Origin of the sequence: Mesorhizobium sp. CA4 (genome assembly GCF_020165075.1) — a bacterium.
Classification (GTDB): domain Bacteria; phylum Pseudomonadota; class Alphaproteobacteria; order Rhizobiales; family Rhizobiaceae; genus Mesorhizobium.
In genome coordinates this window covers 59,836-81,652 of sequence record NZ_JAIUHK010000029.1, presented here as the reverse complement: position 1 = coordinate 81,652, position 21,817 = coordinate 59,836, and the positions used below count along the sequence as shown (strand labels likewise).

The window sequence follows — 21,817 nt, the reverse complement described above, 5'->3', positions numbered from 1 at the left end:
CCCAGCCTCCATTCGCTGGCGATAAAACCGGACAACTCATGTGCTACCTAACCCGGACAACTCATGCGCTTACGACACTCGGTCACGGGCAGGTTTGCTTCTGGGCCGAAGCGTGCTATTGCGCCGCGCGAAATGGCTCAAAGCCGCGCCTTAGATCGAAATTCAGAGCCTGAGGCTCAATCTTCGATCTCGCCCTCACCTCTTGGAAACAAAGTTTATGTCCGCCCCACGCGTCAGTTTCGTCAGTCTCGGGTGCCCGAAAGCGCTCGTCGATTCCGAGCGCATCATCACACGGCTCCGCGCCGAAGGCTACGAGATCGCGCGCAAGCACGACGGCGCCGACCTCGTCGTCGTCAACACCTGCGGCTTCCTCGATTCCGCGCGCGACGAGTCGCTTAACGCCATCGGTTCCGCCCTTTCCGAGAACGGCCGCGTCATCGTCACCGGCTGCCTCGGCGCCGAGCCGGAGGTCATCCGCGAGAAGCATCCCAATGTGCTGGCGATCACCGGCCCGCAGGCCTATGAAAGCGTGATGGCGGCGGTGCATGAAGCGGCTCCGCCCAGCCACGATCCCTATGTCGATCTGTTGCCGCCGCAGGGCGTGAAGCTGACGCCGCGCCACTACGCCTATCTGAAGATCTCCGAGGGCTGCAACAACCGCTGCACCTTCTGCATCATCCCGGCGTTGCGCGGCGATCTCGTCTCGCGCCCGGCCGCGGACGTGCTGCGCGAGGCCGAAAAGCTCGCCAAGGCCGGCGTCAAGGAGATCCTCGTCATCTCGCAGGACACCAGCGCCTACGGCGTCGACATCAAGTACCAGACGTCGATCTTCGGCGATCGCGAGGTGCGGGCGAAATTCCTCGATCTCGCCGAGGAGCTCGGCAAGCTCGGCATCTGGATACGCATGCACTATGTGTACCCCTACCCGCATGTGGCCGACGTCATTCCGCTGATGGTGGAAGGAAAGATCCTTCCCTATCTCGACATTCCCTTCCAGCACGCCTCGCCGCAAGTGCTGAAGAACATGCGCCGCCCGGCGCATGGCGAAAAGACGCTGGACCGCATCCGTGGCTGGCGCGAGGTCTGCCCGGATATCGCTATCCGCTCGACCTTCATCGTCGGCTTCCCCGGCGAGACCGAAGACGATTTCCAGATGCTGCTCGACTGGCTGGACGAAGCCAGGATCGATCGCGCCGGCTGTTTCAAATACGAGCCGGTCAAGGGCGCGCGCTCCAACGATCTCGGGCTCGAGCAGGTGCCGCAGGAAGTCAAGGAAGCGCGCTGGCACCGTTTCATGCAGCGCCAGCAGAAGATCTCGGCAACGCAGCTCGCCAGGAAGGTCGGCAAGCGCCTGCCGGTGCTGATCGACGAGGCACATGGCACATCCGGCAAAGGCCGCGCCAAATACGACGCGCCGGAGATCGACGGCTCGGTGCACATCCAATCGCGGCGGCCGCTGCGCGCCGGCGAGATCGTCACGGTCAAGATCGATCGCGCGGATGCGTACGATCTATATGGCTCGGCGGTCTGACAGCCTCGCGAAAGCTGACATCTGCAATGAAAAGGGCGCCCTGCGGCGCCCTTTTCCGTTTCGGTTCCGCGACTTGCCGCTTATTGCGGCAGCTTGTCGTCGATGCCTTTGACGTAGAAATTCATGCCGAGCAGCGTGGCGTCGTCGGCAACCTCGCCGTCCTTCAGCCAGGGCGAGCCGTCCTGCTTGGATACCGGGCCAGTGAAGGGATTCCAGCCGCCGGCGATCTTCTTCTCGGTCGCCTCGGCCATCGCCTTCACGTCGTCGGGCATGTTGGTGTAGGGGGCGAGCTTGACCGCGCCATCCTTGATGCCCAGCCACACATTGTCCGGCTTCCAGGTGCCGTCGAGCGCCGCCTGCACGCGGCTGATGTAATACGGACCCCATTCGTCGGTCAGCGAGGTCAGTTGCGCGTGCGGCGCGAACTTGATCATGTCCGACGACTGGCCGAAGCCATGCAGTTTGCGCTCCTCGGCCACCTGCAGCGGGGCGGTCGAGTCGGTGTGCTGGACGATGATGTCGGCGCCCTGGTCGAACAGCGCCTTGGCGGCGTCGGCTTCCTTGCCCGGATCGAACCAGGAGTTCACCCACACGATCTTCACCTTGAAGTCGGGATTGACCGATTGGGCGCCGAGCATGAAGGAGTTGATGCCCATCACCACTTCCGGGATCGGGAAGGAGACGATGTAGCCGGCAAGGCCCTTCTTCGATTCCTTGGCCGCGATCTGGCCGAGCACATAGCGGCCTTCATAGAAGCGGGCGTTGTAGATGCCGAGATTGTCGCCGGTCTTGAAGCCGGTGGCATGCTCGAACATCACCTTGGGGAACTTCTTGGCGACCTTCACCTCGGCATCCATGAAGCCGAAGGAGGTGCCGAAGATGATCTTGCAATTCTCGCGCGCCAGGCGCTCGAAAGCGCGGTCGGCGTCCGGGCCTTCCGACACGTTTTCGAGATAGGCGGTCTCGACCTTGTCGCCGAGCGCCTTCTCGACCTCGAGGCGGCCCTGATCGTGCTGGTAGGAATAGCCGAAATCGCCGATCGGACCCGTATAGACCCAGCAGGCCTTCAGCTTGTCGGCGGCCTCGGCGGTCGCCGCCAGCGACAGGGCTGCGGCCGTGGTGATCAACGCAATAAGCAATTTTTTCATTGTGTTACCTCTCTGAGTTAAGCCTTGGAGCTTCCCGTCTTTTTGTTGTCGTCAACGATCCGGAACGAATGGCTGCCCCAACGAAGCCGGCGTGTTCATCATCGTCAGCCGCTTGTTGCGCGAGATTAGAACGAGAACCATGATGGTTGCCAGATAGGGCAGCGAAGAAAGAAACTGCGAAGGCACCGGAATGCCAAAAGCCTGTGCATGAAGCTGGCCGATCCACACCGCGCCGAAGATATAGGCGCCGGCCAGCACCCGCCACGGGCGCCAGGAAGCGAACACCACCAGTGCCAGCGCGATCCAGCCGCGGCCCGCGCTCATGTTCTCGACCCATTGCGGCGTGTAGACCAGCGACAGGTGCCCGCCGGCAAGGCCGGCGCAGGCGCCGCCGAAGATCACGGCGAGATAGCGGTAGCGGATGACCTTGATGCCGAGCGCGTGCGCCGAGGTATGGCTGTCGCCGATCGAACGCAGCGTAAGCCCCGTGCGCGTCTTGAACAGGAACCACATCACCGCCGCGGTCAGGGCGATCGAGATGTAGAAGACCGGGTCCTGGCCGAAGACCAGCTTGCCGACCACCGGGATCGAGCTGATCCCCGGGATGTCCAAATTGGGCAATCTCACGCCCGGCTGACCGACGAAGCTGGTGCCGATCATGCCGGAGAGGCCGAGGCCGAGCAGCGTCAGCGACAGGCCGGTCGCCACCTGGTTAGTCGCAAGCGACAGCGTCATGACGGCAAACAGCAGCGAGAACAGCGCGCCGACGATGATCGCGGCAAGCAGCCCGATCCACGGCGATCCGGTCAGATACCCTGCGCCAAAGCCGCCCACGGCGCCCATGATCATCATGCCCTCGACGCCGAGATTGAGCACGCCGGAGCGCTCGACCACCAACTCGCCGATCGCCGCGATCAGAAGCGGTGTCGCCGCGGTCGCGATGGTCAAAAGGATATTGACGGTGATGTCCATCAGCGGGCCTCCCCGAGCTTGGGCGCTGCTTCGAGCGCCGCGCCCTTCGGCTTCGTCAGCGCCATGCCGATCAGGCGTATGCGGTAATGGATGAGCGTGTCGCAGCCGAGCACGAAGAACAAAAGCATGCCCTGGAACACGCGCGCCACCTTGTCGGAAATGCCGAGCGCGCTCTGCACCGCCTCGCCGCCGAGATAGGTCAGCGCCAGCACCAGGCCCGCCGCGACGATGCCCAGTGGGTTGAGGCGCCCAAGGAAGGCGACGATGATAGCGGTGAAGCCGTAGCCGGGAGAGATCACCGGCTGCAACTGGCCGATGGCGCCGGAGACCTCGGAGATGCCGGCCAGGCCGGCCAGCGCCCCGGACAGAAGGAAGGCGAAGAACACCATCTTGTTGAAGCCGAAGCCGGCAAAGCGCCCTGCCCTTGGGCTTGAACCCAGCACGCGGACCTCGAACCCTTTCAGCATGCGGCTCATCATCAGCCAGATCGCTACCGCGGCGACCAGCGCGAAGACGAAACCCCAATTGGCGCGGCCGGCATCCGGCATCAGTTCAGACAGCACGGCGGAATCGCCGAACTGGATGGTTTGCGGGAAGCCGTGGCCTTGCGGATCGCGCCAGGGGCCGCGCACCAGCCAGTCGAGGAAAAGCTGCGCGACATAGACCAGCATCAGGCTGGTGAGGATCTCATTGGTGCTGAAGCGCGTCTTCAGAAGCGCCGGGATCGATGCGTAGAAGGCGCCGCCGACCATGCCCAGCAAAAGCATCAGCGGGATCACCAGCGGGCCTTCGAATTGCGGGAACAGCACCGGCATGATCGAGCCGAAGATCGCGCCGAAAATGAACTGGCCTTCGGCGCCGATGTTCCAGATGTTGGCTTTGTAGCAGACCGAGAGGCCGACCGCGATCAGGATCAGCGGCGCTGCCTTGATCGCCAGCTCATGCAGCTGCCAGACCTGGCTGATCGGCTCGACGAAATAGATCTCGAATGCACTGAGCGGATTGACGCCGAGCAGCGCAAACATGATGGCGCCGGCAATGATCGTCAGCGCGAAGGCGATGAAGGGCGACAGCATCGAGAACAGCGCCGAGCGCTGCGGGCGTTTGACGAGTTCGATGCGCATCATGCGACCTCCAAGCTGTGTTCGGCATGGCCGGGCTCGGCGCCGCCCATCAACAGGCCGACCTTCTCGAAAGTCGCCTCGGCGATCGGCAGCGGCGTCGACAGTTCTCCGTTGTGCATGACAGCGATGGCGTCCGACAGTTCGAACAATTCGTCGAGATCCTGGCTGATGACCAGGACAGCGGAGCCGCTGCGGGCGAGCTCGATCAAAGCCTGGCGGATGTGAGCGGCAGCACCCGCGTCCACGCCCCATGTCGGCTGGTTGACGATCATGACGCTGGGCCTGCGGTCGAGCTCGCGGCCGACAATGAATTTCTGCAGATTGCCGCCCGATAGTGCGGCGGCCTCCGGATCGGGCGCGCTCTTGCGCACGTCCATGGCTTTAATGATACGCTGGGCGGCGCTGTAAACCGCGCCGTTCTTGACCGTGCCGCCCGAGCCGACGAAAGCCTTGCCGTCGGTGGCGTGACGAGACAGAAGCAGGTTCTCCGAAAGCTTCATGCGCGGCGCCGCGCCATGACCTAGCCGCTCCTCCGGCACGAAGGCGGCGCCCATCAGGCGGCGGCCGGTGATCGACAGGCCGCCGGCATCCTTGCCGCGGATGCGCACGGAACCGGCATCGTGCTGCAGCACCTCGCCGGAGACGGATTCGAAGAACTCGCCCTGACCGTTGCCGGCGACGCCGGCGATGCCGATCACTTCGCCGGCACGAACGGTGAGGTTGATGTTCTTCAGCGGGATGGCGAAGGGCGTCGCCGGCTTGCGGCTGAGGCCGCGGATTTCCAGCAGGGCCGGCGCCGTTTCGATGCCTTCCGCCGGCGCACGCACCACCGCCTTTACCTCGCTGCCGACCATCATGCGGGCAAGCGATGCGGCCGTCTCCTCACGCGGATTGCAGTGGCCGACGACCTTGCCGTGGCGAAGCACCGTGGCGCGGTCGCAGATGCGTTTGACCTCTTCCAGCCGGTGCGAGATGTAGAGGATCGACTTGCCCTCCGAGCGCAGGCGCTCCAGCGTCTCGAACAGCTTGTCGGCTTCCTGTGGCGTCAGCACCGAGGTCGGCTCGTCCAGGATGATTAGCTGCGGTGTCTGAAGCAAGCAGCGGATGATCTCGATGCGCTGGCGTTCGCCGACGGAGAGGTCTCCGACCAGCGAGTCCGGATCGAGCGGCAGTCCATAGCTGAAGGACAGCGCCCTCGCCTTCGCCGCAATGGTGCTGATCGGCGAACCGTCATTGAGCGAAAGCGCGATGTTCTCGGCCGCCGTCAGCGCTTCGAACAGCGAGAAGTGTTGGAACACCATGCCGATGCCGAGCTTCTTGGCCACGCCCGGGCTGGTGATCTTGACCGGCTTGCCGTCCCAGAAGATCTCGCCCGAGTTCCGCTCGAGCGATCCGAACAGCATCTTGACCAGCGTCGACTTGCCGGCGCCGTTCTCGCCGAGCAGCGCGTGGATCTCGCCTTTTGCGATATTGAGATCGATGTGATCGCACGCCGTCAGCGTGCCGAATATCTTGGTTAGGCCGCGAACCTCGAGCAGGTTCGCCCTGTCATGATTTGCACTCACAGTGCCTCCCATCCGGCTTCCCAGATATGTTCTGTGTTCCCGAAAGCATGGTATGCGCGGCCGGCTCCAGTCGGAAAGCAGCACCCGACTTGAAAGAGCTTCAAGAATTTCAGCGGAAACTCAAGGGCTAAGATAGATCTCTTGAGAACAACGGCAAAATCCGCACCCCTCTTCAGGCAAGCCGTGCCTTCGGGCTCGGCAAGCTGCTGAAAAACAAGGCAGCCGGATAGAACACCGTGCCGAAGGGTGTAAAGCGGTTTTCCGTCCGGAATTGCGATAGAGCGGCACGCCGCTTTCGTGAAGCGCTTTAGGGAATGAGGACGGTCGTTCCCGTCGTCTTGCGGGCCTCGAGATCCGCTTGCGCCTTTGCAGCATCCTTCAGCGCATAGCGCTGGTTGATCTTGATCTCGACGGCGCCGCTCTTGACCACGTCGAAAAGCGCTTCGGCCGATTTTACCAGATCCTCGCGCCTGGCGTTGTAGACGAAGATCGTCGGCCGGGTCGCGTAGAGCGAGCCTTTCTGCGCCAGCAGCGATATCGAGAAAGGCGGGATCGGCCCGGACGACTGGCCGAAGCTGACGAACATGCCCAACGGCCGAACGCAATCGAGCGATGCCGGAAAAGTGTCGGCGCCGACAGAATCGTAGACAACGTCGCATTTCTTCCCGCCGGTAAGCGCCGCGACGCCGGCGACGAAATCCTGCTCCTTGTAGTTGATGACATGATCGAAGCCATGCGCCCGGGCGAGCTCGATCTTGTCGGCGGAGCTCGCGGTGCCGATCACGGTTGCGCCGAGATGCTTTGCCCATTGGCCGAGGATCAGCCCGACGCCGCCGGCGGCTGCGTGGTAAAGGATCGTGTCGCCGGCCTTCACCGGGAAGGTCCGGCGCAACAAGTATTCGGCCGTCATGCCCTTCAGCATCATTGCCGCTGCCTGCTCGTCGCTGATGCCGTCCGGCACTTTGACCACGCGCTCGGCGGCAATCACCCGTTGCTCAGCGTAAGCCCCGACATTGACGGCATAGGCGATGCGGTCGCCCGGCTTCAGCCAGTCGACACCGGTGCCGAGCGCCAGCACGACGCCTGCCGCCTCGCCGCCAGGGATCAGCGGAAAACCGCCGAGCGGCGGGTAAAGTCCGGAGCGATAGTAGACGTCGATGAAGTTGAGGCCGATCGCTGTGTGCCGGATCAAGATCTGGCCTTCTCCCGGCTGGCCGGGATCGGCATTTTCATAAGCCAGGACTTCGGGGCCGCCATTGGCGTGGATGCGAATTGCCTTGGACATCGCTCAATTCTCCGAAGAGTAGGCACACAATCTGGACCGTGATTCCGAAAGGAAGAACCATTTTCGGGAGGGCATGCACCGATGGACAGTTAGGTCAGGATGACCATTCAGCCAAAAAATATCGTGATCCAGGATCAGGGCTTCTTGGCGCCCAGATTGGGGAACATCTGCATGACGCCCCCGATGCAGGCGAGATAGAGCCCGGTGATGGTGATGCCGATCTTGGTGAAGTCGCTGACCTGCTCCCCCAGCACGCCGATCTTGTTGTAGAAGCTGGCAAGCGCGGCCTGCGCAAGCGCAAGCGCGCCGAAGGCGCACCACAAAAGGATCATGCCGAGATTGAGCGACCTGAGCCGCACCACCCGCACCGGATGGATGAAGTTGATCGGCAGGAAGGTCAAAATGCCGGCGACCACCACCACGGCGAAAGACACCCATTGCCCAGGCTCGATGACGAAGAGCGTGAACACCACCATGTTCCAGACGACCGGGAACCCCTTGAAGAAGTTCTCCTTCGTCTTCATTCCGGTGTCGGCATAGTAGATCGCGCTGGAGACGACGATGATGGCCGCCGACAGGAAGGACAGATTCTCGCCCATGAAGCCGCGCTGATAGAGCGCGAAGGCCGGAATGAGCACGTAAGTGACATAGTCGATAATGTTATCGAGGAGTTCGCCCGACCATGTCGGCAGGATTTCCTTGACCTCGAGCTTCCTGGCGATTGGGCCGTCGATACCGTCGACGAACAGCGCCAGCCCCAGCCACCAGAACATCGCCGTCCAGCGTTGCTCGCTTGCCGCCACCAGCGACAGGAAGGCAAGGAACGACCCCGACGCGGTGAGCAGATGCACGGAGAACGCGCGCGCCTGCGGCCATGTCACCTTCTTCTTCGGCAACGGGATGCGTTGCGCGATCTTCTTGGCTGCCTTGCCGGCCCTTGTGTTCTTGCTCACGGTCCCCGCCAGTCCAGCTTGCAGATTTCGGCCGAGCGGCCGGCGAAATTCCAGTTGCGGCCGAAGGCGCGCATCTTGCTCTTGTCGGACTTCGCTACGATGATCTCCGGCGCGATCCAATATTCGGAATTGGTGATTACCGTATCCTTCTCACGGTCTTTGCCGGGAATGGGCGTCACCGCGCCGTCGATAATCTTGGGAATCTGGAAGACACGTGTCTTGTCGCGGGTCTCATAGGTGATCGGCACCTGCTCGACGCCGAGAAATTTCCCGACGAGGATCGACAGCAGCGAGGTGGTGCCGCCAGCCTTGCCGGTGAAGATCTTGGTCAGCGCCTTCACCGCATGGATCGAGGCGCGCTTGTCGATGAACAGGCCGGCCGTCCAGTTGCCGCGGCTCATGTAACCGGGAATTTCCATGATCAGGCCAAGATTGAGGCCGGAAAGGTCGACCTCGCCGAAATGGCCCGCATCGATGCGGAAGCCTGCCCAGGTCTGGCAGTAGCCCTCGGTCGGCGGATGGCTGCCGAGCGACAGCACGCAGGGACAAAAGACCGTGCAATTGCAGGAGAGTACCAGCTCCCCTTTCATTGCCCAGCTTTGGTCGGTCATCGAATTCTCCCTCATGCCGAAACTAATAGCAGGGCAGCCGCCCACACAAGCAGTATCGCACCGGCAACCCGGCTGGCCACCCTGCCGGCGGTCTGTCTCTCGATCAGGGTGAACAGGCCGATCAGCGCCATCCAGAAGACGTTCATGGCGCCTACGGCAAACATCACCAGCATCAGCGCCCAGCAGCAACCGAGGCACCAGACGCCTTGTTCCAGACCGAGCCCGAAGATGCGGCCTGGTTTCGCGCTCCAGTTGGCGAACAGGATCGAGAACGGGTTGCGGCATTTTTCCAGGCACGCCTGTTTCAAGCCGCTGAATTGATAAAGGCCGGCGACAAGCAGCGCGGCGGCGCCGGCAATGCCAACGGCAGGATCGAGCATCCGGCCGGAACCGGCAAAGGCGTAGACCGCGAGCGTCAACACGGTGAAACCCACGGAAGCGCCAAGCCATGTAGCGAGATATCCGGCGACAAGCACCAGCGGATGAACGGCGGGCTCGCCCTTGATTCTCGCGGTATCGGCGATTTCGCAATAGGTGCGGACCAGGGGCGCCGCCGAAGGTAGCATCGTCGCCACAGCCATCAGGAACCACATCAGCACAAGCGCCGCCGTTTGCAGGCCGGTCGGGCCGGCAAGCGGCGTCGGCGCAAGACAAAGGGCGAAGAACCGGTCGAGAAAATCCGGCAATGGCAGGCTCGGCAGATTTTTCAGCAGCATGTCGCCCGGCGCGCCGGCGGGGCGGCTTTCGGCGCCGCGGATCGCCATTGCGCCGAGAAGGAACCAGGCAAAGGCGATGCCGATGCCAATCGTGAGCATGACCGCGCGGCGCGGGCTCCGCGCCACGCCCGCCGTCGCGCGGCCGGCGCGGTCGAGATGGCTGAAATCATGCTGCTCGCCGCTCATGGCAATCGAATGGGCTGAATCGCCGCGTTGATCAAGCCGGCCGATCTGACCTATATCCCGATAAAGGCCCGACGGGTCGCCTCGCATTGTGGAAGCTTGGCGTGGAGCACAACGACAAAGCCCGCATCCTGATTGCCGGCAGCGGTCCCGCCGGCCTGATTGCGGCGCTCGGCTTTGCCGAGGCCGGCTTCGGCGTGACGCTGGTCGGCCCTGAGGTCAACACCGCCGACGGCCGCACCACGGCCCTGATGAATCCGGCGCTGAAGGTCCTCGACCGGCTGGGTGTCCTTGCCGAACTGAGGACGCAGGCCGCGCCGCTCAAGGCGATGCGCATCGTCGACGCCACAAGGCGGCTGATCCGAAGCCCAACCGTGACCTTTCGCGCCAGCGAGATCGGCGAGGAGCAGTTCGGGCTCAATTTGCCGAACAAGGCTCTCATCCCCATCCTTGCCAGGGCCGTTTCAGCTCATGGTCGCATTCGTTGGCTGAAATCCACCGTCGAGTCCTGGAACCTTGACGCCGACCAGGCCCATGCAAGGCTGGCCGACGGCGGCGAAGTCTCGGCGTCGCTGGCGGTCGCCGCCGATGGGCGTCTGTCTCCGGCGCGTGAAGCCGCCGGCATTCGCGCCTCCGCGCGGCCCTACCCGCAGTCGGCACTCGTCCTCAATTTCGGCCACCGCAGCGAGCACGGCTTCGTCTCGACCGAATTCCACACCGAAACGGGACCGTTCACACAGGTGCCGCTGCCCGGCAAGCGCTCCAGCCTTGTCTGGGTGGTGAAGCCGGAGACGGCGCGGGAGCTTGCGGCGCTCGACGATGCAGCCCTGTCGGGCCGTGTCGAGGAACAGATGCAGTCGATGCTTGGCCGGGTCTCGGTCGAGCCGGGCCGCCAGGTCTATCCCTTGTCGGCGGCCTCGCCCGGCCGTTTCGCGCAAAATCGCGTGGCGCTGGTCGGCGAAGCGGCGCATGTGTTTCCGCCGATCGGCGCCCAAGGCCTCAACCTTGGCATCAGGGATATCGAAGATCTGATTGGAATTGCGAGTGAAAACAGCAATGATCCCGGATCGCGCCGGACCCTCGCCGCCTATGACACGAGGCGCCGGCCCGACATATGGGCGCGCAGCGGCGCGGTGAACCTGCTCAACATGTCGCTCTTGTCCGACATGCTGCCGGCACAGCTAGCACGCAGCGCCGGCCTGAATGCCTTGGGCAGCTTCGCCCCGCTGCGCGCCTTCTTCATGCGCGAGGGGCTGCGGCCCGGCAGTGGTTTTCGCGCCATTGCCGGCGGCTTAAGGAAGGAGGCCGGCCGATAGGATTCCGTGCCGGATCGCATAAAGCAGCGCGGTCGCCGTCACCACCGGGAAGCATGTCGTGATCAGCACGCTGGCCGAGGCCCGCTGCACCCACACGTCATATTGCTATGCGATCACGAGGACGTTGGTCACCGTCGGCAGCGCCGCCGCTGGCCCGTTGCTTGACTCGTTCGGCTATTGAATTGCGGAAGTGTCTGCGCCAAATAGGCCCAAGCCCAAAGTCGGGGTCGATTTTTGGCTGGCTAACGTGTAAATTCAAGGTCTTAGGCGCCCTGTGCGCGGCCAAGAGAGGCGCCTCGGAACCTAAGTGGTGAATGCTATGAAAACAGCCAAGTTCTCGATCGGGCAAGTGGTTCGCCACAGGCTGTTTCCATTCCGTGGCGTGATCTTCGACGTCGATCCCGAATTCGCCAACACCGAAGAATGGTACGAGGCCATTCCGGCCGACGTGCGCCCGCGCAAGGATCAGCCTTTCTACCATCTTCTGGCGGAGAATTCTGAGACCGAGTACATCGCCTACGTGTCCGAGCAGAACCTGCTCGAGGACCGATCGGGCGAGCCGGTGCGGCACCCGCAGATCGGCGAGATGTTCGACAAGCTGCCGGACGGCCGCTACGAGCCGAAGCGCCAGTCGAAGCACTGAAGCGCAAAAGCACATCGCCAGAGTATTTCACCGTTCACAGAAACGGTGAAATGCTCCATCTCCTTATTTTTACGCTATTCCGGACGGAAAACCGCTCACACTTTTCCTGGAATTGCTCCAAGGAGCGCAGCGCGTCAACAACAACAAAAGCGGAGCATTTGCCCCGCTTTTGTTGTTCCGAAAACGCGCTTGCGCGATTAGTTCGCGGTCTTGGCCTTGTCCTGCTCGTCTTTGAGCTTCTTGGCGAAGTCCTGGTTGTTTTTGGCGACGAAGTCCTGCAGCTTCTTCTGCCGGTCCTCGATGTCCGACTGCTGCAGCGGCGGGCCGTCATAGGCGCCGCTGAAGCCGGTGAGCGCGATCTTGATCGGGTTCGGCTGGTTCTGGAAGTTGATCGAGGTGAGCGTGATGCCCTGCCCCTTTTTGAAGGAAGCAACGAGCTGGTCGCTCAGCGGCACTTCCGCCACGCAACGATCCGGGAAGCAGATCACATAATCGAGCTTCTGCGCCTTGCCGGAATCGATCTGAAGCGCAATGCCCGGGGGAACGAGGCGGCCGGTCGGGACCGTGACCTGGAAGACCTTACGGTTCACCTTGCCCTTGAGCTCGATCAGGCTGACGCCGGTGACGAGCTGGCCGTTGCCGGCAGTGACGATATTCTGCACATTGCAGATGTCGACGTCTTCCTGCTTGGTGCAGGCTTTGAACCAGCCCTGCGGGATCTGCGGCTGCTGTTGGGCCGAGGCGGTGAAAAGCCCGGCGCCCAGAACGCCGACCACGCCTGCGGCCAGCACCGAAAGGCGGTACGCGTTGATCGTCATATGGTGCACTTTCCTCTCAAATGATCCCGGGAACCGGCGTCTTCGTGCCGTGTGGTCCAGCTACCTGTTGCCCAAATGAGGCAACAGGATGACTTCGGAGCGCGTGTTACACTGCCAGCGGCGCCGAATCCAGCCCGGTTTCCGCGATTTCTTAGCGGTTTCGTGTGCCAGGGCGGGGCGTCGATCGGCGGTGGAGCGGCTGAGCCTTATTCCTGTTGGCGCGCCGATTCAATCGGATGGCGAAATGCTCTACGGTGCACGGCGAATCACAAAGCCGCCCGGCAAGGAGACGGTCATGGACCGCGTTCTCGTTCGGCTGATCGCCGCGACCTCGTTTCTGGCTCTCTCGCTGCTTCCGGCACAGTCGGAGCCGAAGCACGGCATCGCCATCCAGGGCGAGCCGGCGCTGCCGCCCGACTACCAGCATTTCGACTACGTCAATCCGGACGCGCCGAAAGGCGGAAGCGTGACCTATTGTGTCGTCGGCTCCTTCGACAACCTCAACCCCTTCATCCTGAAAAGCCTGCGCACCACGGCGCGTGGGATGATCGATACGGTTTACGGCAATCTCGTCTTCGAGCCGTTGATGCAGCGCAACTATGACGAGCCCTTCAGCCTCTACGGACTGCTTGCCGACAGCGCCGACATGGATCCGGATCGCAAGAGCATCGAGTTCCATCTCAACCCCAACGCAAAATGGTCGGACGGCCAGCCGGTGACGCCGGAGGACGTGCTGTTCACCTATGACGTCTTCGCCGAAAAGGGCCGCCCGCCCTATAGCGACCGCATGAGCATGATCGCCAAGCTGGAGAAGACCGGCGAGCACAGCGTGAAGTTCACCTTCAACGACAAGGCCAACCGAGAATTCCCGCTGATCGTCGCGCTGACGCCGATCGTTCCGAAGCACGCCTTCGACAAGGACACGTTCGACAAGACCACGCTGAAGCCGCTGATCGGCAGCGGCCCCTACACCGTGGGCAAGGTGCTGCCGGGACAGCGTATCGTTTTCAAGCGGAATCCGGATTACTGGGGCAAGGACCTCCCGTCCAAGCGCGGCTTCGACAATTTCGACCAGGTCACCATCGAGTATTTTCTCAACGCCAACGCCAAGACGGAAGCGTTCAAGAAAGGCATCTGTGCCCTCGACGACGAGACCGATCCGGTCAAGCGCGAGCGCGACATCGATTTTCCGGCCTTCCGAAGAGGCGAAGTCAAGGAAGAATATTTCAACACCGGTATCCCCCCCGTGGTGACCGGCTTCTTGTTCAACACCCGGTTGCCCAAATTCGCTGATCCCGTGGTCCGCCGCGCGCTCGGCATGCTCTACGACTTCGAATGGACCAACAAGAATCTGTTCGGCGGCAAGTTCAACCGCACCATGAGCTATTGGCAGAATTCGGACCTGTCCGCGCTTGGCCACCCGGCCGAAGATCGTGAAAAGGCGCTGCTTGCGCCCTATCCTGACCGCGTGCCGCCCGACGTGATGGACGGCACTTGGCGCCCACCCGTGACCGATGGTTCGGGCCAGGATCGCAAGGTGCTCAAAGCCGCCTTCGAGTTGCTGAAGAGCGCGGGCTTCCACGTGCAGGACGGCAAGATGCTCGACCCGCAGGGAAACCCTTTCGGCTTCGAGATCCTGACCTCCTCGCAGGATGAAGAGCGGCTGGCGGCCATCTATCAGCGCACGCTGGAAAAAATCGGCATCGACGTCCGCATCCGTACGCTCGACGGCGACCAGATCCAGTCGCGCAAGCAGCGTTTCGACTTCGAGGTTCTGATCGGGACAAGCGGCTTCAGCAATTCACTGTCGCCGGGCAGCGAGCAGGTCGGCCGCTGGGGCTCGGTCGCCGCGCAAACGGAAGGATCGTTCAATCTCGCCGGCGTCGCCGATCCGGCGATCGATGCCGCGATCGACGCCATGCTGAACGCCCGCACCAAAGAGGACTATGTCGCGGCGGTGCGTGTCCTCGACCGGCTTCTGATTTCAGGCAACTACATGGTGCCGATGCAATACAACACGCAGCAATGGCTCGCTTACTGGAGTTATCTGGAACATCCGCAAAAGACCCCCATATTCGGCTATCAGCTGCCGACCTGGTGGCGAAAGCCAAACTGACGCAAATCCAACCCAATCGGGACCCAACAGGAGACGAGCATGAGCGCCGAGAACTCGATCACCGTCGACGTGGTTTCCGATGTCGTCTGTCCCTGGTGCTTCATCGGCCAGAAGCGTTTGGATAAGGCCATTGCTGCTGCAAGCGGCATCGACGTGCATGTCCGCTGGCGGCCATTCCAGCTCGATCCGACCATTCCGCAGGGAGGTATGGACCGCCGCCAATACATGCTCGGCAAGTTCGGCAGCGAGGAACGCATCCAGCAGATCCATGCGCGCATCGAGCCGCTCGGCGAAGCCGAGGGCATCCATTTTGCATTTGGCGCCATCAAGGTCGCCGCCAACACGTTGGACGCTCATCGGGTCATCCGCTGGGCGGGCGCTGCCGGCGAGGACGTGCAGAACCGCCTGGTGCGCCGCCTCTTCCAGCTGAATTTCGAGGAAGGCGCCAATATCGGCGACCATGCCGTGCTGGTGAAGGCCGCCGGCGAGGCTGGCATGGATACATCCGTGGTCGAGACGCTGCTACCGACCGATGCCGACGTCGAGGCAGTCCGCAACGAGATCGCCACCGCCTCGCGCATGGGCATCACCGGCGTGCCCTGCTTCCTGCTCGAAGGCAAATACGCCGTGATGGGCGCGCAGGACGCCGACACGCTTGCGGACGCGATCCGCCAGGTGGCCCAGGCCAAGGCGCGCGGCGAATTGGAAACCGCCGCAGGCTGAGCGTTCTTCTACGCAATTTCGGACGGAAAGCCGTCGCGCATTTTTCCTGGATTGCTCCTACCTGACAGTCGGCTCGCCAAAACACGATCTGGTGAATCGCCCTGAAGATGGCGCTGAGCTAGACAAGAGTTTAACTGATTTGAGGGGCACCGAATGGCGGTCAGGCGTCGCGCATTGTTGCTGCTGTGCTTGCCTTTCGCTCTCGGGCTTCCGCTGACATTGCAGCGCGTGTCCGCCGAGGAAGCCGTCATGTCGGCGACTTTTGAAGGCAGACCCTGGACAGCGTCTTTCACCATGGCCCAGACGATGCAGATGGGCGGCAAGCCAGTGCTGAATTTGTCGGGAACCGAGCAGGGCTCGCCGACCAAGACCTTCAATTCGATGCTGGTGCTCAAGGATCCGAACGACCTTGCCGGCAGCTACAAGCTCAAGACCGGGTCCGCCGCGAACAGCGCCAATTTCGATATGCTTGATTCCGGCGCCATGGTCGGTCATGTCCGTTTTGCCAGCGGCGAGATCGTCGTCGACAAGTACGACACAGCGGCAAAGACCATTTCCGGTCATTTTAGTGCCTCGGGAAAAGACGAATCGCGCAAGCCTGAAGAGCTCACGGACGGTAAATTTTCGGGCATTCCAGTCAGCGCGCAGTAGCCATTACGGCTGAGCGGCGCCCCTTTTTCGTTCACAAGCTCGTGTTTTTGCTTCCCCTGGGGAAGCGTTCGTCGGCTGGCTCAATTGCCCTTAACGCCCTGGAATAAAACCCAAAATCTGCGCGCTGAATGATCTCCCGGCACCGGCCTCCTGTTGCCCGCGCGCCACGGCGGGTAACCTTGTTCACATTCTCCGCCAGAAAATTAATGGAAGATGATCAATTGGTGTTACCCTGTGTAACAAAACTAAGAAAGGTTTGGGCGGGATCGTGATTCGGGTCGGTAGACCGCGACGTACAATACCGGAGCCAATATCCAGCGAGGCAAAGACCTCGTCTCTGACGCCGGTATCGTCGATGCGTACATTCTGGGGGCTTATGCGAGCCTACTGGTTTTCCGACCGGTGGAAGGAAGCCTGGACCCTCACCATCGTCATCGCGCTGCTGACGGCGCTGTCCAGCAAGGCAGGTGTCTGGTTTGCCGTGGCGCTGGGCGAGCTGGGCAATTCGATCGCCTTCCTGCACGACGCCGCCAACACTCACCCCTTGCAGACCATTCTGACCAATGCCGGCATATTGGTGCTGCTGGTGGTGCTGAAGGATGCCGGCCTTACCGGCGTGCGCAATCTCGTTTCGACGACTTTGCACCGCAAATGGCGGGGCTGGCTGAACAACCAGTTCAACCGGGCCTTGCTCGACGGCAACCATACCCATTTCCATGCGCAGCACGGCTCGGTGGCGGGCGGCATCGTCGCTCCGGACAACATCGATCAGCGCATCCAGGAATCGATCAAGGACATGACCGGCGGCGCCATCGGCCTTGCCATGGGCGTGTTGGGTGTGACGACTTCGCTTTATTTCATCGGCGAGAACCTGATCGGATCCTCGGTCGAGGTCAAAGGCCTGGAATTCCTGGGCAGCTATGGCACGGCGGTGCTGGCTTTCCTTGCCGTCGCCACCTACGTGCCGCTGAATACCTGGATCGCCATCAAGCTCGGGCGATTGCTCGAGCGGCTCAATGTGCGGATGCAGCAGGCCGAGGGCAGCTACCGCAGCGAGCTGACGACATTCCTGCGCCGCAGCTTCCATGTCGCCGCCTCGCATGGCGAGGGCGTGCAAAAGTCGATGCATGACAGGCTCTATGTCGATATCGACAAGACGTGGGGGCGGCTCAATATCGTCAACACGAGCTACACGTCCTTCGAGCTGATCTACAATTTTGTCGGCGCCCGTATCGTTGCCTACGCCCCGGGCCTCGTGTCGTTCATCCACAACCGTCTCGACTACAAGGGCTACATCACTGGCTCCGAAATGGTCGCGCAATTGATCAGCCAGTGCTCGTGGTTCATCCATGTGATGCCGGCGATTGCGACGCTCAGGGCCAACAGCCAGCGCGTGACCGAACTCGCCGACGCCATCGAAAATGTCCAGCACCCGCGCGAATTCTATCAGCAGACCGGCCGCTCCGATTTCAGCTACGGCAGCCAGAATCCGGTCTTCGGCCTGAGCATCCAGAAGCTCGAACTGGCGCATCAGGGCGAAGATGCGACGCCCTTCCTCAGCGCCGCCAATCTGCGCTTCCGCCGCGGCGAATGGACCTTCCTCAAGGGCGAGTCCGGCTGCGGCAAGACTTCGCTGATCAAGGCGATCAACGGCCTGTGGCCCTATGGCCGCGGCACCATCGTCTTTCCCGAGGGCGTGACGAGCTTCTACGCCGCGCAGGAAGTGAAGCTGCAGCAGGTTTCGCTGAAGCAGCTCGTTTGCCTGCCGGGTTCAGAGAGCGATCATAGCGACACGCAGGTTGCGGCCGCCCTGCACAAGGCCGGTCTCGGCGACTTCATCGGCCACCTGGCCGACGAAAGCCGCGAGGGCAAGATCTGGGACCAGGTGCTTTCGGGCGGCCAGAAGCAGAAGCTGGTGGTCGCACGCATTATCCTGCAGCAGCCCGGACTTCTGTTCCTCGACGAGGCGACCGGTGCGCTCGACCCCGAAGGCAAGATCGCTTTCCACCAGGCGATCAAGGACAATTGCCCGAACGTCACCGTCATCAGCGTCATGCACGAGGCGGTGGCGCCGCGCTCGCTGTCCGGCGAGGAATTCTACCACAGCGTGGTTTCGATCGCCGACGGCGTTGCCACCAAGAAGCCGCTTGCGCCCAGCCTGCCGCGTGAGCTCACCACCATTCTCACCCAGCCCCGGCCGGTCGAGGACAAGTGGCTGCGCTTCCGCCGGCTGAAGCAGAAATAGCAGTCATACCAAGCCTTTGACCGGCGACCGTAGCCCGGCTCGGGCTGTCTTCGATCACAGTCTCGCGATCCGGCCTCCCCGCATCCCTTTTCAGCGCCCTTCGTGATTGACTCGGCAAGAACGGCTCCTATGTTGCGCCCGCTCGCCAAATTCAAACTCGAACCCCGCGAGCAGAAAGGTCAACCCGCCATGCCTGGCGACAGTCACAGTCGAACGCAACCGCCGTCCGCCCTGACGTGACCTGACGGCTCACGTCCTGCCGGACGGCATGGAGTGAGCCATGAACGAATTCGCACCCGTATTGGACGACGAAGCCGTCGCCGTAGCCCGTGTTCTTGCCAACGATCACGTCGCCGACGTCGTCGAAGCCCTCAACCACGAGCCCCGCGAGACAGCCATCGAGCTTCTCTGCGCCGTGCCGTTCGAGCGGCTGGTCGAGATTTTCGATCAGCCCGAGCTCGAAGCAGCACCCGAACTTGCCGAGGCCCTGCCGCGCCCGAAGGCGAGCAAGCTCCTGACCGCCATGTCGGTCGACCGCGCCGCCGACATCCTGCGCGAGCTGGACGAACCGGCCCGCTCGGAGCTGCTCGGCGCCTTGGCGCCGCCGCTGCGGGCGACGCTGCTGTCCATCCTGGGATACCCGGAAGGCAGTGCCGCCTCGATCATGACGACGGAATTCGTCAGCGTGCCTTCGGACTGGACCGTCGGCCGCACGCTCGACTACATCCGCAAAGTCGAGCGCACGCGCGAAACCATCTACGCCATCTACATCGTCGATCCGGACACGCAGCTCCTGCTGCGTTCGACCGGATTGCGCCGGCTGATCACCGGCAACCCCGAGGATTCGATCCTGTCGGTGGCGCCCGACCGCATGCCGGTGACGGTGACGCCGCTCACCGATCGCGAGACCCTGGCGCAGACCATCTCCAAATACGACCTGCTGGCCTTGCCTGTCGTCGATCACGGCAGGATCCTCGGCATCGTCACCGTCGACGACATTATCGACACGATGATCGAGGAGACGACCGAAGACGTGCATCGTTTCGGCGGCATGGAGGCGCTGGACGAACCCTATATGAAGATGGGCTTCCTCGCCATGATCCAGAAGCGCGCCGGCTGGCTCTGCGCGCTGTTCCTCAGCGAGATGCTGACGGCAAACGCCATGCAGAGCTACGAGGGCGAGCTGGAGAAGGCGATCGTGCTGACGCTGTTCATCCCGCTGATCATGAGCTCCGGCGGCAATTCCGGCTCGCAGGCGACGTCGCTCGTCATCCGCGCGCTGGCGTTGCGCGAGATCGGGCTGCGCGACTGGTGGCGGGTAGCGCTGCGCGAGTTGCCGACCGGGGTGGTGCTCGGCTCGATCCTCGGCATCGTCGGCATCTGCCGCATCGCGCTCTGGCAACATTTCGGCTTCTACGACTACGGTCCGCACTGGATGCTGATCGCGGCGACGGTGGGCGCGGCGCTGGTCGGCATCGTCACCTTCGGCTCGCTGTCGGGATCGATGCTGCCCTTCGCGCTGAAGCGCATCGGCTTCGATCCCGCAAGCGCCTCGGCGCCGTTCGTCGCCACGCTGGTCGATGTCACCGGGCTGGTGATCTACTTCTCGGTGGCGCTGGTGATCCTGCGCGGCACGCTGCTTTAAAACGCTCTAGCGCCGCCGGCGTTGCCGGAGGCGGCTTGTCTCATCATCGGGCTTGCTCACCATAGATCGCGTCGGGAAGCGCCCATCCAATTGCAGACCAGCTGAATGTCAGACCCGTTCGCCGTTCTTCACGCGATAGGTAGGCTTGTACATCGTCACCAGCTCCTCGGCCGCGGTCGGATGCACGGCCATGGTGCGGTCGAAGTCCTCCTTGGTGAGGCCAGCCTTCAGCGGGATACCGAGAAGCTGCGCCATCTCGCCGGCATCGGGGCCCAGAATATGGGCGCCGATCACCTTCCTGGACGCTCCGTCGACCACCAGCTTCATCAGCATCTTCTCGTCGCGGCCGGACAGCGTGTGCCGCATCGGACGGAATGACGCGCGATAGATCTCGACGTCGGAGAAGCGCTTGATCGCGTCGTCTTCCGACAGGCCGACGGTGCCGATCTCCGGCTGCGAGAACACCGCCGTCGGAATGGTGTCGTGGTCCGGCGCGGTCGGATTGTCCTTGAAGGCGGTCTCGATGAAGCACATGGCCTCGTGGATGGCGACCGGCGTCAGCTGCACGCGATGGGTGACGTCGCCGATCGCCCAGATGTTGTCGAAATTGGTTCGTGAGTATCGGTCGACGACGATTGCGCCCGTCTTGCCGAGTTCGATGCCGACGCCTTCCAGGCCCATATTCTCGGTGTTGGGAATACGTCCGATCGCCAGCATCACCTGGTCGACCGTCAGTGTTTGGCCGGATGACAGTAACACGTCCAGCCTGCCCTCCGGGGACTTGCGCACCCATTCCGAAACCGCGGGGCACAGGATCTTGATCCCCTTTTTCTCCATCGTCTCATGCAGCGAGCGGCGCAGATCCATGTCGAAGCGGCTGAGTATTTCCTGGCCGCGATAGACCAGTGTGGTGTCGACGCCCAGGCCGTGGAAAATGTTGGCGAATTCGACGGCGATGTAGCCGCCGCCCTCGATCATGATCGCCTTCGGCAGTTCCTTGAGGTCGAAGGTCTCGTTGGAGAAGATGCAATATTCATGGCCTGGCAGCGCCGGATGGGGGGCCGGACGGCCACCGGTGGCGATCAGGATCTGGTCGGCGCTGACCGTGCGGTCCTCGGCAACCAGATAGATGCTGTGCGCGTCGACGAGCACTGCGCGCGAATGAAAGGTCTCGCCGCCGGCGCCTTCGACATTCCTCTTATAGATCGCCTCGAGCCGCGCGATTTCCTTGTCCTTGTTGGCGACCAGCGTCGGCCAGTCGAAGCTCGCCTCGGGCACGGTCCAGCCATAGCCGGCCGCGTCGGCGAAATGTTCGGGAAACTGCGAAGCATAGACGTAGAGCTTCTTCGGCACGCAGCCACGGATGACGCAGGTGCCGCCGAACCGGTACTCCTCCGCGATGGCGACCCGCTTGCCGAGGGCCGCCGCCACCCGGGCCGCCCTCACCCCGCCTGAGCCGCCGCCGATGACGAACAGATCATAGTCATAAGCGGCCATCGCTTGGGCTCCTGCGGATGAGAAAGTCGGGGGTCACAGGTAGGCTGACAAGCGGTAAAAGAAAAGCCCGGGGAA

Annotated in this window: 18 protein-coding genes and 1 pseudogene; 8 read left to right on the top strand and 11 right to left on the bottom strand. The window is 62.5% G+C overall.

Features of this window, described 5'->3' with window-relative positions:
- Positions 1-217 precede the first annotated feature (217 nt).
- Positions 218-1,531 (top strand): 30S ribosomal protein S12 methylthiotransferase RimO, encoded by a 1,314-nt coding sequence (gene rimO / locus LB528_RS22220; protein ID WP_224716318.1) that lies wholly within the window; start codon positions 218-220, stop codon positions 1,529-1,531.
- Positions 1,532-1,611: 80 nt separating this feature from the next.
- On the opposite strand, the gene LB528_RS22215 is transcribed toward rimO, so the two are convergent.
- The 8 genes from LB528_RS22215 to LB528_RS22180 all read right to left on the bottom strand — a co-directional run bounded on the left by LB528_RS22215 (position 1,612) and on the right by LB528_RS22180 (position 10,091).
- Positions 1,612-2,679, bottom strand: coding sequence for a BMP family ABC transporter substrate-binding protein (locus tag LB528_RS22215; RefSeq protein ID WP_224510006.1), 1,068 nt, complete (start codon positions 2,677-2,679; stop codon positions 1,612-1,614).
- Positions 2,680-2,730: 51 nt separating this feature from the next.
- Positions 2,731-3,651 (bottom strand): ABC transporter permease, encoded by a 921-nt coding sequence (locus tag LB528_RS22210; protein WP_224716317.1) that lies wholly within the window; start codon positions 3,649-3,651, stop codon positions 2,731-2,733.
- Positions 3,651-4,778 (bottom strand): ABC transporter permease, encoded by a 1,128-nt coding sequence (locus tag LB528_RS22205; protein WP_224716316.1) that lies wholly within the window; start codon positions 4,776-4,778, stop codon positions 3,651-3,653. The genes LB528_RS22210 and LB528_RS22205 overlap by 1 nt, the downstream gene beginning before the upstream one ends.
- Complete coding sequence (locus LB528_RS22200) at positions 4,775-6,352, bottom strand: ABC transporter ATP-binding protein (RefSeq protein ID WP_224716315.1); 1,578 nt, start codon at positions 6,350-6,352, stop codon at positions 4,775-4,777. The genes LB528_RS22205 and LB528_RS22200 overlap by 4 nt, the downstream gene beginning before the upstream one ends.
- Positions 6,353-6,647: 295 nt before the next feature.
- Positions 6,648-7,625 carry a quinone oxidoreductase family protein gene (locus LB528_RS22195; protein WP_224716314.1) on the bottom strand — a complete coding sequence of 326 codons (978 nt, stop codon included), beginning with the start codon at positions 7,623-7,625 and terminating at the stop codon, positions 6,648-6,650.
- Positions 7,626-7,759: 134 nt separating this feature from the next.
- Positions 7,760-8,521, bottom strand: a complete 762-nt coding sequence (pcsA, locus tag LB528_RS22190; protein ID WP_263483897.1) for a phosphatidylcholine synthase — start codon at positions 8,519-8,521, stop codon at positions 7,760-7,762.
- Positions 8,522-8,574: 53 nt separating this feature from the next.
- Entirely contained in the window at positions 8,575-9,189 is a 615-nt protein-coding gene (locus tag LB528_RS22185) for a DUF1326 domain-containing protein (RefSeq protein WP_224716313.1), read from the bottom strand.
- A gap of 11 nt (positions 9,190-9,200) precedes the next feature.
- Positions 9,201-10,091: a DUF2182 domain-containing protein gene (locus tag LB528_RS22180; protein ID WP_224716312.1), complete on the bottom strand. Its 891-nt coding sequence runs from the start codon at positions 10,089-10,091 to the stop codon at positions 9,201-9,203.
- Positions 10,092-10,192: 101 nt separating this feature from the next.
- Here LB528_RS22180 and LB528_RS22175 point away from each other — a divergent pair, with 101 nt between their 5' ends.
- Positions 10,193-11,404 (top strand): UbiH/UbiF family hydroxylase, encoded by a 1,212-nt coding sequence (locus LB528_RS22175; protein WP_224716311.1) that lies wholly within the window; start codon positions 10,193-10,195, stop codon positions 11,402-11,404.
- Here the strand turns inward: LB528_RS22175 and LB528_RS22170 are convergent.
- Positions 11,381-11,551 (bottom strand): annotated as a pseudogene (locus LB528_RS22170) (AEC family transporter); the annotation flags it as partial. The gene LB528_RS22175 and the pseudogene LB528_RS22170 overlap by 24 nt on opposite strands.
- Before the next feature lie 172 nt (positions 11,552-11,723).
- Between LB528_RS22170 and hspQ the strand changes: the two are divergent.
- Positions 11,724-12,047: a heat shock protein HspQ gene (gene hspQ / locus LB528_RS22165; protein ID WP_040983419.1), complete on the top strand. Its 324-nt coding sequence runs from the start codon at positions 11,724-11,726 to the stop codon at positions 12,045-12,047.
- 197 nt (positions 12,048-12,244) lie between these two features.
- On the opposite strand, the gene LB528_RS22160 is transcribed toward hspQ, so the two are convergent.
- Entirely contained in the window at positions 12,245-12,865 is a 621-nt protein-coding gene (locus LB528_RS22160) for an invasion associated locus B family protein (RefSeq protein WP_040982846.1), read from the bottom strand.
- A 295-nt stretch (positions 12,866-13,160) separates the two neighbouring features.
- Between LB528_RS22160 and LB528_RS22155 the strand changes: the two genes are divergently transcribed.
- From LB528_RS22155 to mgtE, 5 genes are all read left to right on the top strand, one after another.
- Positions 13,161-14,981 (top strand): extracellular solute-binding protein, encoded by a 1,821-nt coding sequence (locus LB528_RS22155; RefSeq protein ID WP_224716310.1) that lies wholly within the window; start codon positions 13,161-13,163, stop codon positions 14,979-14,981.
- A 39-nt stretch (positions 14,982-15,020) separates the two neighbouring features.
- Complete coding sequence (locus LB528_RS22150; RefSeq protein ID WP_224510024.1) at positions 15,021-15,704, top strand: DsbA family oxidoreductase; 684 nt, start codon at positions 15,021-15,023, stop codon at positions 15,702-15,704.
- 306 nt (positions 15,705-16,010) lie between these two features.
- A complete protein-coding gene (locus LB528_RS22145; RefSeq protein WP_411962238.1) occupies positions 16,011-16,355 on the top strand; it encodes a DUF6252 family protein in 345 nt (114 codons plus the stop codon).
- Positions 16,356-16,710: 355 nt separating this feature from the next.
- Entirely contained in the window at positions 16,711-18,600 is a 1,890-nt protein-coding gene (locus LB528_RS22140) for an ABC transporter ATP-binding protein/permease (protein WP_224716308.1), read from the top strand.
- A 280-nt stretch (positions 18,601-18,880) separates the two neighbouring features.
- On the top strand, positions 18,881-20,245 hold the full coding sequence (gene mgtE, locus LB528_RS22135) for a magnesium transporter (protein WP_224510030.1): 1,365 nt from the start codon (positions 18,881-18,883) through the stop codon (positions 20,243-20,245).
- Positions 20,246-20,353: 108 nt separating this feature from the next.
- Here the strand turns inward: mgtE and gor are convergent, their stop codons facing one another.
- Positions 20,354-21,742, bottom strand: coding sequence for a glutathione-disulfide reductase (gor, locus tag LB528_RS22130; protein ID WP_224716307.1), 1,389 nt, complete (start codon positions 21,740-21,742; stop codon positions 20,354-20,356).
- Between the last annotated feature and the right edge of the window lie 75 nt (positions 21,743-21,817).